The 13100-nt window shown below is 45.1% G+C and carries 4 protein-coding genes; all 4 read right to left on the reverse strand.

All coding sequences use genetic code 11. The annotated features are described in order from the left end of the window. Positions 1-15: 15 nt before the first annotated feature. The 4 genes from R7P72_RS18405 to R7P72_RS18420 all read right to left on the reverse strand — a co-directional run bounded on the left by R7P72_RS18405 (position 16) and on the right by R7P72_RS18420 (position 13100). Positions 16-10473 (reverse strand): PLxRFG domain-containing protein, encoded by a 10458-nt coding sequence (locus R7P72_RS18405; RefSeq protein WP_318110743.1) that lies wholly within the window; start codon positions 10471-10473, stop codon positions 16-18. 90 nt (positions 10474-10563) lie between these two features. Further along, positions 10564-12312, reverse strand: a complete 1749-nt coding sequence (locus R7P72_RS18410; RefSeq protein ID WP_203511918.1) for a hypothetical protein — start codon at positions 12310-12312, stop codon at positions 10564-10566. 11 nt (positions 12313-12323) lie between these two features. Next, positions 12324-12584 (reverse strand): hypothetical protein, encoded by a 261-nt coding sequence (locus R7P72_RS18415; RefSeq protein ID WP_021454663.1) that lies wholly within the window; start codon positions 12582-12584, stop codon positions 12324-12326. Between the two features lie 9 nt (positions 12585-12593). Continuing rightward, positions 12594-13100, reverse strand: a complete 507-nt coding sequence (locus R7P72_RS18420) for a hypothetical protein (protein ID WP_206972401.1) — start codon at positions 13098-13100, stop codon at positions 12594-12596.

Here is a 13100-nt window from a genome sequence, read left to right on the forward strand (position 1 = left end):
AGCACTCCATTAATGCTACCAACTCTGTTGCTCTTGCAGCAACTTCATATATTTTTGATTATAGTGCGCACCATTCTGTGATTTACTCGCCATTTTGAAATGTTGCTTCACCGAACGGCTTAAAACTTCGTTGGTGATCGGGTTTTGTCGGCCCCATTCCGAGCGGTTGAACTCACGGATATTGTTAAGCACGCTTTTACGTCCATCATTGTCCTTAGTGCGTACCGCCAGCCAGTAAGCATTCATTAAGCTTTGACGACGGCGAGTAACTTGACGTTCGTAGCCTTTCAATGCGCTGTTTGAGTCGTACTGCTGAACAAGTCGAGCCGGAGTAAAACCAAGCGCTTGTTGAGCATGTTCAAACAATGTCACATCATCAATGATAATTTCACCATTTCGGTTTGTGACAGTGCCACCTTCTGAAGCGTATCGCGCAGTTCTAAACACGTCCTTAATCCATTTTGGAGTCATGTATTCTACGCCGCGCAAATACTGGCCTTCTGTCATGTAGTCCAAACCACGCGCCCAAGATACAGCAATACCAAATGATGCACCTGCCGCCTGTTGAAGAATGTTTTCAGCAACACCAACGCTATCTTGTGCGTCTGATTCTTGTACCCAAAGGCGAAGCAAATCAATGTTGATTCGGCTTGAAACGCTAGGCATTGAACCGTAGTACAAGCCTTTCGCAATATCTTCACCGAACGTCTTAGCAAGTAGCGATTTTAGCTCTGTCTCTGCATCCCAAGGCTCATTGTCATCACCTGCCACTGCATAGGCCATATTAGCAATTGCCGCGATTGTAGCGACTGGTAGAGCGTTTAGACCGCCAATGGCAAACGTAACGGCAAATGTGCCAAGCAACTGCTTACGCGCTTCCTTTCTCACCTCTGGCGTTTCGCCCTTAATTGAATCAAAGAAACGGCTAAACAAGTAGTAAGTCATGTTTTGGCTGTACTGCTTGAACTGCAATGCTACCGCCGCAACGTCACCTTGCATGAATCGAGCGCGGTTACGGCTCGAATAATCAAAGTGACTATCCCAAGTCGCTTTAGTTGCGTAATCAAGTGACTCTTGTTTGCTTAGTCCGTTCTTCTTCGCCATACGGTAAGCAGTGATAAAACAAACCTCACGGTTCATTACTTCGGCCCAATGGAAAGGCGCACCGATTAGTTGCTGTGCTTTCGCCCATTTACCCGTATAGTTTGACGACTCTTGCTCTGCCATACCTGTTAAGTCGGCCATTTGAGTTACGTCGATAGCACCAATTTTGATCGCGTGGCGTAACGCCTCTCTCTCTTCTTGGTTAAGTACGTCGCCCAAAATGCCGTTGGTCATGTCCATATCACCACGCAAGCCAGCTTTTGATTTTTTAGCAACGAACGTCTTAGCAAATAGGCCCGATAGACTTGCCATTTCCGCCGCTGTTTCCTTAAAACCAAAACGTGAGCCAATGTAAGGCAAAGCAATCTGCCAGTTTTGGGATAAGTTGATCATCGCTGACGCTGGTGAAATACCGATTTGCCAGAAGAACCCAAAACCAGTTAGCGCTTGCGCCCATTGTGCGCGTTGTGGGTTCATCATCCATTCGTGACGCTTAACCATTTCGTTATACAAGCGTGACGCCGAAACGTTATTGCTCTTATCCGTGGCAATCTTCAACTCTTCCATTAGATCGGTGAAGCGCTTCTCTGTTTCTAGTCGCGCTTGTTGGTTCGCTTGGCGAACACCCTGATCTGCTAGAACACGAGCCGCATCTTCTGAATAACCAGCCACACCTTTACGGTGAATGAATGATTTACGAATTGAACGATCAGGCATGGTTTGCAAATACATTTGGTAGATTTCATCAGTTAACTGATCTTTCACCTTGTCGTTAGTTTGCGCACCTGAGATCGCCTTAATAATATCGCTCACGAATGACGCGCTAGCACCATTTAGGCCGCGACTCTCTTGGATTTTTAGACCAAAGCGCACTTGTCCAACTTCTAAGTTCGCATTCTTATCATCCTGAACCTTGTAGCCAGCCGCCTGAAGCTTTTTAACGTCTTTCATCATGGCGTTTTCAGTCTCATACATTTGGAATACACGCTCACCGCTTGGGTCAACGGCATCGATCCAGTAGTTACCAAAACGCGCCAACGGAACATAGAAGCCAAGGCGTGATTTTTCCATCATGTAACGATGGTAAGTGTTCTCACCTGCTCGTTTGTTACCAGCCATGGCAAGATCAGTAATGCGCTCTTCTAGCGCCTTATCCATTTCCTCGCGTTGACTAATGTAGTGATCGCGCACATCGGTAAAGACTTTTTGAGCATCTGGCGAAAGCTGTAGGAACTTCTCGCGTAATGCCTTGTGTTTAAGTCTTAGTTTCGGCTCGTTCTTAATCTCACGCTCTAGCGCTTGGCGTTCTTGCCAAATTTCAGAACCGCGCTTAGTTTGCGAACCGCCGTACTCTTGGTAAAGCTTCGCTAGTGTTTTGAGTAGCGCTTTCTTCTCATCAGTTTGGTCAACATACTCTTTTGACGGGTCAACATCGGCCAACGTCGCATCGTGCAACAAACTAAAGGTAGCTTCGGCGTCTTGTGGCTTATCCTTACGGAACTTATTCAAGGCATCAGCTTGTTTGTGAACTTTCTCAATCAAGTCTGTTTTGCGTGTAGTAAACAAATCTTTGTTGTTTACATACGACTCAAGAATGTTGCCAACCTCACGGCTTACTCGTTTTCTACCTACTTCAGCCATTTGGCGTAGGTTTAACAACGCCCAACCACCATTTTTAAGCGCATCAAACTGCTTGCTAATAAATGGAACGTTGATCTTGCCAAGCATTTGCTTGTAGAAACTCTCATTCTTCGCTGCCAACGCATCAGCAATGCTCACAATTGGATCGCCTTGCTGCGCCAAATCCTCATCCATGCTTGAGATTGTTTGGCTAAAGCGCACAACGTTAGAAAGCGTGGTCATTCCGTTAGGTTTTCGAAGGTCGCTATCCACGTTGTTGATCATGTTGCGCACTTCTGAAAGCGTGATTTTCTCTGCACTCAAAATGCCAGAACGACGCAATGCACCAAGCACCCAAGACAACACTTTGTCTAAGATTCGTTGAGAAACGCTAGACTCTGTTTCTGCAATCTTAGCGATCACCTCTTCCGCTTTTACGTCTTCCGGTGCGGTTCGATATGATTTATCAACCTCGGCAAAGATGCCTTTCAAAGAGTTAACGTTTCGTAGGCTGTTGACCTTCTTGGTTAACTGCGCTTGTTGAGCAACGTCTAGGTTTGCGTATAGGCCATTGTGAGCAATAAACTCATGGCGCAAAGTGCGGCGAACGTCAGCAACGTTTTCCAAGTTTTCTGCCACCAGCACAACACGGTTATCACCGGACAACCATGCGCCTTTAACAATCGCATTGGATTCAGTTTCAACCAGTTCATGCAGATCGGCCATAGTTGGCACAACCATTACATTCGCACCTTTCAAACCGTCGTATTGGTTAATCCAATCTTGAGCGGCTTGAGTAACCTTTTCAGGCGATAGGCTGGTGGAAGGCTTTTTGTTGACTTCGCTGGCCTTGCTGAAACGAATATCGTCGTACTGATCGTTCGCTGGTTTTTCAATGACAATAATCTTTGTTGCTACGTTAGTAGGGTTCAAGCTGTTCTTGAATGCGCCAGCGTCTAGGTTGATCTCTTCTGCACCAACTTCATCTAGGTAACGACGGAAGTTTTTATTTGTTGTGTTGCCACGATTACCAGCCATTGAGCTAGTGATAGCAACCAACTTACCGCCATCTTTTAGCATCGTTAGCGCATGGTTGATGTGGTGAATATCTGCATCGTTACTAAATGGAGGATTCATAACAATGCGGTCATAGATTTCACCAGCGTTATATTCCAAGAAATCACCAGCAACAACGTTGTGCCCCTTCTCTTCAAGTAATTCGCTTAGAGTGAAAGCAAGTTCACCAACATCAAGTTCTACGCCATTTAGAGCTGCAATTTGAACGGCAATGTGACCCATACCAGCACTTGGCTCTAGCACTTTCATACCTGGTTTAATATCGGCTAAATCAATGAGCTTTTTCACTTCTGCTTCAGGAGTTGGGAAGAAGTCATTAAACGCATTACGGTTACCGCGTACAGTTTCCTCAATCTTCTCTGTGAGTTTTTGTAAGCGTGTTTTTTCTTTCTGCGTTGACATTTTTCCGTTGTTCGCTTGCTCATATTCACGCAATGCTTGGCGCAACGTGATATCGCCTTTAATACCCATGCGAATTAAGCGATCTTGCGACTTGAATAACTCGTTGATGTGCTCGACACGGTAAACAGTGTTTGATTTGCTACGCGCTAGCTGGCGCAATTTAGGAATAACTTTATCCCAACGCGCACCATTCAAGTTAACGCTCTCGTGCTCCTTCAAGCCTTTAATGTTTGCTCGAATAGATTTAGCCGTCATCTTGTAACCGTCTAGGTTTTCGATTTCTCGCGCAATGTATTCAAGTGACGCTGGCGTACTCTTCGGCGCTGGAAAACGAACGTAACGAGCAACCTGATTAAACTTAGTTTCTGGTTTTAAATGCCAGTTGCCTTGCTGATCTCGATACGCTAGTTTTTCTCGAACATCTTCAGGCATATCCCATTTAACACGGTTCATAACGCTTGTTAGTTCTTCAAGCTGGCTGATATCAGTCAAGTTGCCTAGCAGTAGGAACTCGCCAGATTCAACGCCATCGGCAATCTTACGCAAGATATTCGCTTGCGCCTCTTGCTTATCTGCTCGTGCCGCTGCGCTTGCTGCCATGGCTGCGCGACGAGAAGTATTAGTCAAACGCTGTGCGTTGTTTGACTCATCAGCTTTCGCCTGTAGTGATGCCGCTTTTTCGCGTAGAGCTTCAACTTGCTTCTCTTTTTTCGACTTCGTTTTCTCTTGATCGCGTTGTTTAACTCGTTCGCTTTGATCAACGTTCAAGCCGCCCATTACAGATAGGAAATCATCACGCGCTTGTTCAGATTTAAAGTCAAAACGAGCTGGCAAGTTTTTAGGTTTGTAAGCTCGTGCGTACCAACCGCCTAGCTGTTTCGCCTTGGCTCTCATATCGTTGAAAGTATCGCTATCAACTTCGCTAAACGCAGCGCCATAGCGTTGTTCACCTTTAGCTTCGTTGAGAACATCGACCTTGCTCAACTCGATAGTCCCGTCAGTTTCAACGGCCTTAACTTCAGCTTTTCGCTCTAGTTCGCGCTTTTCTTGCTCTGCTAGTTTGCTTAACTGATTTTCAGTGTATAGACGGTCAAACTCGGCTAGCTGCTGGTCATTGAAAGCATCAATAGTGCCGCCGTTAGCTCGTGCGTAGGCTTGGAAATCATCAAGTGTTTGAGGATTATCAAGAGCCTTTTTCTTGCGCTCGGCTTCCTGCTCACGCTCGATTGCTTGTTGTTTTCGTTTCTCAGCAAGCTTGTTGTAGTCAGCATCACTCATTTCAGAAAGAATGTTGCGCATAGCTGAAGGTGATTTAACTACAAACATTCCACCATCAGACTGAATAGCAGCAAACTGGTTGCCGATATCTTTAACCGCTCGCTTAACTAGATCGTCTTTACGCAAGCTTGTATCAATCCATTGGCCCATTTGAGCAAAGAAATTGCCGATAGCTGGCTTCGTGAATTGGCTAAATTCTTCCTCTAAAGCCGGAACATCATCAATGTAGTTATCGATCAGCTCAATTGCCTCTTCCTTGGTGTACTCGCCACTTTGAAGCGCGTTGATAGCTTTTAGATATTCACGCGCTCCACTTGGGCGAGAACGGCCTTTTTTAGCTTTAGACGCATCAGTTTCGTTGCTGGTGGCCTTGCTAGATTTTAGTTTGCTTCCTTTTGGTGGCGTTGGCTCTGGCTTGTCGTCACTCAGATAGCTTTTTGCCAAGTCGATTGCTTTTTGGCGATCTGATTGATATTGGCTAGTGATCCAATTGCTGAATGAATACAAGTCGTGCGTATCCGCGCCAGCTTCTTCCATTGCTTTAGATACTGCTTTCCAAGCTGGTTCTAACTCGTAGCTCTTGACGCGATAAGTTGGGTTTTCTGCGTACTTATCTGATACAGCTTGAAGAGTATCAATGAGCGAAGGCTCTTGCTTATCTGCTTTTGTATTGGTTTTGCGCTCTTCTAATTTGGCAATATCACCTTCTAGTCTATTGATTAGTAGGCGCATGGCTTCGCCGTTCTCACCATTAGCAATACGAGCTTTGTAGTGAGCGATCTCAGTTTGTTTGTAGTTGATTAGCGCATCCAGCTCTTCAACGGTTGGATTAGACAAATCTTTAAATGGAGGAACCTTGGCCGGAATCTCTGGAATTTCCACATCGGAATCCGCATCTTCACCAAAATCTAGGTTCAAATCTTCCCAAGAGTTGGCGTCTAGGTGGCCTTGGTTTTCGTTGATAAACTTATCCCAAACCGCTTCGTTACCGCCTTTCGCTCGGTACTCTTTCCAGACTTCACCAAGCTCGTTGTAAGCATCTTGTTCGGCTTTTTCTGCTGTTCTTAGTCGGCTTTGTGCTGCTTTAACTCGTGGATGAGCCATATCAACACCACTACGATCCGTAGAATGTTGCATTTCAACTTCATCTAAGTTCTCTTGAGCTGCTTCAACTTTCTTTTGAGCTGTCGAGATTTTAGAGAGTTTGCCCTTAGCTTTACGGCTGATTGTGGCCGGAATCGCTTTTAATTGTGTAGGTTTGTTCTCAGCTTTTTTCGCCGTAGAGTCGCGCTCTGACTTCACTCGTTCAGATAAGTGGCGATCAGCATAATCACGCAGATACTTATCAAACTCTTTATGCTGTGAAGAAGTTAGATCGGCACCCTTTTTAATTCCGTTTTCGTCTCGGAACTCCGCAATACGATGAGTGATCCAAGACATATAGCCAGCATTGCTATTGATAGATTCAAGCTCTTCCGCTTCCAAAGTATCTAAGTACGCTTGATAACGTGGGTTATCTGCCTTACCTGTTTTTGCTTTAGCAAAGCGTTCTTTTGCAATTGTCTGATTTACGTCCTTAGCTTTCTCTAGAGTGGTAATGCCTCGACGCTCAGACTCAAGCTCTGAACGTAACCATTTAAGATCTTCAGTAGTGCCTTTGCCGTCTTTGATTTTGTTTAGACGACCTAAACGAGCGGTAGCGCGTTGGCGAGAAAGGTCACTGTCACTTGCTTGGTATGCCTTCTTAGCGTCGGAAATCTCGCGATCCAAACCTTCCAGCTCTTCATCACTAAGTAGTGCGTCATATTTTGATAAGCGAGTTTTCAGAACGTCACCAAAGCGGAGCAAATCACCTAGCTTGCCAGTAAAGTAAATCTTGCCTGCTGAATTGATATATTCCGCAGCATCTTGCAAAACATTCATTTGTTCAGGCGTAGGCATTTGACCGCGATCAAGGCGTTGCTCAACACTAGGCCAAATATCAACGGCTTTCGCTGTCTTTTCGCGTTCTTCGACTAAAAGTGATTGGTCAACAACACCTTTGCTTTGGGCTTTTTCTGCTTCGCTCTGAAGGTAAGATTCATTGCTTTTTACAATAAGGCTTACATATTTATCCGCTGCTTGATTAGCTTTTCCAATAGCATCCATCAAGCGCATATCGCTACCTTTGCCATAGTCAAAAGCAGTAACCGGTTCCTCTTGTTCCGCTAGTCGGATTTGTACCTGTTTAAGCTCTTTATCTTGAGTGACGTAAACCGATCTCTCGCCAATAGTTGCATTCCACTTTTCGACTTTAGGCGTCAACGTTGTGGTATTACCGCTGCGCTTAACGTCCACTCCATCAATACCTTGACCTATTTTAAGGGTAGGTTTCTTGGCTTTTTTGCTATCAGCTTGAGCGTTTACTTCTTTGTCCAACCAGTTCAGATCATCTTTTGTACCCTTGCCTTCCAAGATGTTCTTGATGCGTTGTTCACGGTTAACTTTCTGACGGCCTTTGATTGCGATTTCAGCTTGAGCTTTACCAAGTTGACGGCCAAGCTCTGAACGTTTTGCAGCTTCACCAGATTGGTAAACATACTCGTCGCCAGTCTGTGGCAACTCTTCACTGTATGACTCAACCTCTTGAGACTCGCGCTTATCAAATTTCTTTTGAATACGAGCATTGCGATTAGGTTGGCGCTGTTCGACCTCTTGGGTTGATGCGGAAATAGGCTCTTGAGCAACTATATAAGGCGCACGATAACGCTCCTGCTCTGTTTCTACAGGATTTAGGTCATATTCATTCGCTAGCTTGGTGAATCGCTCATCACGATTAACGTCTTTAGGATTAACGTCAGACCATCGATCAAACTCAACTTGTGGCGCGTCATAAACTCGTTGATTCTCGATACCCGTTGCTAACGGAGTAACGTCACGCTCACCGTTTGGTTGATGTCCACCAGCAAACGAGTTGGTTTGAGCTTGTTGTCTCATACCTTGAAGAACACGCGCCTGATTGCGTTGAAACTCTGGCGTTTCCTCAACGTTTGGTTGATAGCCATTGGTTCGAATGCCGCGATTCTCTAGTTTCTGTTGAGCATTGCGCTCTTGAGCTTGCTGATCACGCAGAAAACTCTCTTCATCAGTCGGGCGTAACTGATCGACTTGTTTTAGCTCGTCGGAGTTAATGACACGCTGCAAAGCGCTGATCGCTTGCTCTTGGCTCATGCTTCCGTCACGACGCGCTTTTGCAATCTGAAGCACTGCTGCTGGCGAGATTTCCATGGCGCGTTGCAAGCCTTGTTTAAAGTTTTCGTCTTGCGCTGCAATTTCATCGACAAAACCAAGCTCACCACGTTGAATTGATTGGCTCAATTCAAACTTATCTCGTTGAGCATCTTGAGAATGGTATAGCTCTGAATCTGCCATTACTTCGCCAGTTTCAGGATCAAACATTTCTGCTTGAGCAACTTCATTATCAACTGGTGATTTTTGTTTCTGTCCAATAGCACTCAAGAACTCATTGTAAATTGAATTCATTGAACGCTGCGCCGCTTGACGTTCTTCAATGGATAGATCTGTATTAAGAGTTGCCAAGTAACGGCTCATGTCTTGACGCAATTGCTTCGCGTAATCATTGCCTCGGTCTTGTTTTTCCCAAGTTTTGATTGCGCTGACAGCTTGCTGGCCGTCACGGATTAGATCGGCATGATTGTCTGAAGAGAACAGATTAACAGGCGCTTGCTCTTGCTGTTTTGCAGCTTCAGAAATTGGTTGTTGTGGTTGCGCTTGCTGTGGCTGTACTGGTTCCGGCTGTTGTGGCTCAACACTTTGTTGTGCTTCCGCTTGATCTTCCGTTGCGTGACGCTCTGCTGCTGGTGGCACTTTACCCATTGCAGCACCTAACGCTTGATGTGCTAAAGCCGTAGATTCGTTAGCATCAAAGCCCATAGAAAGAGCGCGGTTCTCAATCTTCGGTCTTAGAAGAGCCTCAATCTCTTGATCTGTTTTACCAACCGAGCGCAATTGCGAAATCACTTCTGGATTGATCGCTTGTTCAATCTTGCTTTCAAAGTTACGACGACGGTAACGACCAGCCACACCACTAGGCGCACCAAAACCACCACCGATCAAACCACCGACTAAACCAGACTCAAGCGCAGCCGCGCCAACGCCTTCGGAGTTGTCGCCTTCAACGTCCATCTTTTCGTTGGTATGAACGTTAGAGCGGTATTGTTCAACGCCACCTTGTACGGCCTCGGTGCCACCTTCAGCAAGTACACCTTTACCAATAGCACCTTTGATTGTTTTGCCTAAACTACCTTTTAGCAGTTTAACCATTGCCTGATCACCTACCGTTTCACCGATCAGGTTGACCATGCCTAGAGTAAGGTCGGTTTTAATCGAATCTCCAACCTCTTGGGCCAATCGAGTACGAGCGTTGTTTAGCGCCTCTTCATCAGAGATATTCTTATCCGCTTCTTCGGCCACATAACGCTTGAACTGTGGAGAATCCATTAATTCGTGATAAGGAATGTTCTCGATTTCTCGTTGAACATTTAAGGCTTGACCACCGTTACCAGCCGCCAAGTTTAGAAGTGCGTTAGTACCGACATTGGCACCTTGGGACACCGCAGCGCTTCGACCTGCCATTGACGCTGCTTTACCTGCGGCACCTGCTGGCAACATGGTTACAGCCATACCACCAAGCACATTAGATGCTGTGCCTAACCATGTACGCCAATCTTTAGCACCTTCGCCAAAGCTCATATCATCATTGATGATATCTTTCGCCATGGCTTCGCGCATTTCAGGCGATAAGGTTTCGTATTGCTCATTAGCCCAATTCTCTAATGAACTTGCTGCCTTTTCTGCACCAACGAAATTCGCAGCACCAGCCAAAGTTTGCAAAGCGCCTTGTTGAGCCATATCAACAACGTCACCAAACGTTGATGTGTTTTGATTGCGTTCCCTTTCCTCAACTAGACGCATCGCCTCTCTGAAATCCATCGGTATCCCCTCTTATTCTGCATAGGAAATAGACAGGGGAAGTATAACCCCAACTGCACCGATTGGGGATTTTTGTTTACGTTCGATGAATTAACGATTAGCCAAACCTAATGCCATGTAGCGTGCGGCTGGTGGCGCATTTTTACGCTGCTCTTCTACTCGTTTAGCCTGAGTTTTTAAGTTATCTCTGGCGTTACTTGTTAGCTTATCGGCTGCGCTATAAAAGCCACTATAGTTAAGCCAATCCATTGCCTGTTGTTGTTCTTCAGGACTCAAGTTCGCTGCCTTAATTGCTGCAAGCTTTTCTTGATAAGTTCCATCAGAGTTTAGGATTTCCTCTCGTAAAGCCTCTAACTCGCCTTGATTTGACGGTTCACCTTCTGTCTGTCCGGCGGCCTTCTTCTCGCTATTGGTGAACTCTTGAGACTCGCTTATCAGCGTTTCATTAGATGGCTTTTTCTTGATGATATCTTTACTTTTAATCATCTCTTGAATAGCCTTATTTACCTGATCAGGCGTCGCGGCTGGGTTTTCCATTAGATAAGACTGAAGTTGCGCTTTGCTGCCCGCTTTGAACTCATAATCAGGATATGACTCAACAAACGCTTGCGCTCGTTTTCTTGCCATACTTTGCGCTTGTTCCTTGGTTAAGTATTGAGGATCATAACCTGTTAGTGGCAAATACATCATCGTATGACGCTCTAGTGCCTTCTCCCTTTCTCGATTCAAGCGATCAATTTCGGCCTGATAATCTTGTTCCTTATCGAACATATTGCGGTCAAGTTTAGCAATCTGTTCATCATACTTGCTATTAATTCCGTTTTGTTCAGATAGCTGTTGCTTCGCCAATTGAGCCATTGAAGAAGAACCACTAGAGCCTGAGCGACTAGAACGGCCTGAACGACCACCATATACAACATTGCCATTTTCATCGAAGTTCAGAGATCGACCTGTTTGAAGTTGACGCCAGTTGTTCAACTCTTCACGGTTCAAATGCTGACGAGTATCAATCATGGTTTTCATTCGGTTACTAAACTCCGACAATGGCACAACTAAGATATTGTCATCTGGCTTGCTTGTTCGGTTTTGAGTAACCGGAACTGTGACAGTTTTGCCATTATCAAGAGTTAGATCTTGCTCAATAACTGCGCCACCGCCTTGAGTGATTCGAACTGCCGAAACTTTTCTCTCAACTATTTGATGTTGCTTACCATCCTTATCCGTGTAGATCGTAGGTAAACCTTTTGCCTTGGTGATTTCAGGCATCAATGTTTCCACTGCATTGATCAACATTGGGTCATTTTCTGCTGGCATTTCACCTTGTGCCATTTTGTTGAACAAAGTCGCCGCCTCACCTAAAGCCTTGCCAGCATCACTACCAAGAATGTTGTTCACATCAAATTGAGGGTTTTTAGCTACATAATCTGCAAACTCCGGCGTCTCCATTAAGGAAAAATCGCCGCTGGCAATCGCCTTATCAATCGCTGGAAGGAAGATTGTTTGAAAACCTTCTTGGCGTTCCATAAGTGTTTTCTTATGGTTATATTCTTCCTGTTGCTGCTTAAATGTAAGCTCTGCTTGCGCCCACTGCTTTTCTTGTTGTTTTCGGCTTTTGGCTTGCCAATCTAGATCATCTTTACGCTGTAACTTTTGTTGTTCTCGATCTTCAAGCCCTTGCTGCCAACGAATATCTTCTCGCTGTTGCAAGATTTTCTTTCGTTCTCGGTCTTCGTTGTGCTCCTGTCTCCACAACTCACGATCTTGCTGGCGGTTGTGTAGGTCAATTAATCCTGCACCAACTCGAACGCCTTCATTAAAACTACCAATAACGTTTGCCATGAAAAAAACCTCTAAAAAAACGACGCAGCTAGACCACCAAGAACGGCACCAATTGCACCACCAGCAACAGTACCAACGACAGGTACAACACTACCAATTGTTGCACCTAGAGTTGCACCAGTACCGATACCTGACGCAATACCTTGCTTGTATTGCTGTTTAAGCTGCTCGTTCACTTGTTTGCGCTGTTGCTCTTGGTTAGAAAGATTTCTATAAGTATCAAGCGAACTTCTTGCGTTATTTCGACCAATATCAATTAGACCGTATCCCATATTAACCCCCTAAACTCCACCAACTGAGTTAATTAAGTTTCTGCTTCCTGACGAAACACCCGTCATCAATCCGACTTGTAAATCGTTTATAGCTTGGCGAGTGTTGTTATTAGTTGAAGCTAGCGCAAGCGCGTTATTCATTTCCAAGTTTCGTTTTTGCTGATCAGTTCGAAGATCACCTAAACCATACTTTCTAGTTGCATTTGCAGCATTGATATTGGCTTGTTCTAAGTTCTTCGTGGCATTTGCGTTATTTCTATCTAACTGCTTATTTAACAACTTATCGGTCATAGCAAAATCGATAAGTTGATTCTCATATTGCTGGAAGCGCTTTAGATAATCTTCGTACTGCTTTCTCGTAAGATTCGCGTATATGTATTCAGGATTACCAGAAGCGTTAACCATCATGTTTGAAAGATTATCGCTTTTAACACTGGCGGTTGGAGCGGTTGTGGCTGGCGCGGCTGAACTGCCAGTATTTGGATTGTAATAACCTAATTCACCCTCTTGAGGCAT

Source organism: Vibrio sp. Vb0888 (genome assembly GCF_033338835.1).
GTDB classification, from domain to species: Bacteria; Pseudomonadota; Gammaproteobacteria; order Enterobacterales; family Vibrionaceae; genus Vibrio; species Vibrio alginolyticus.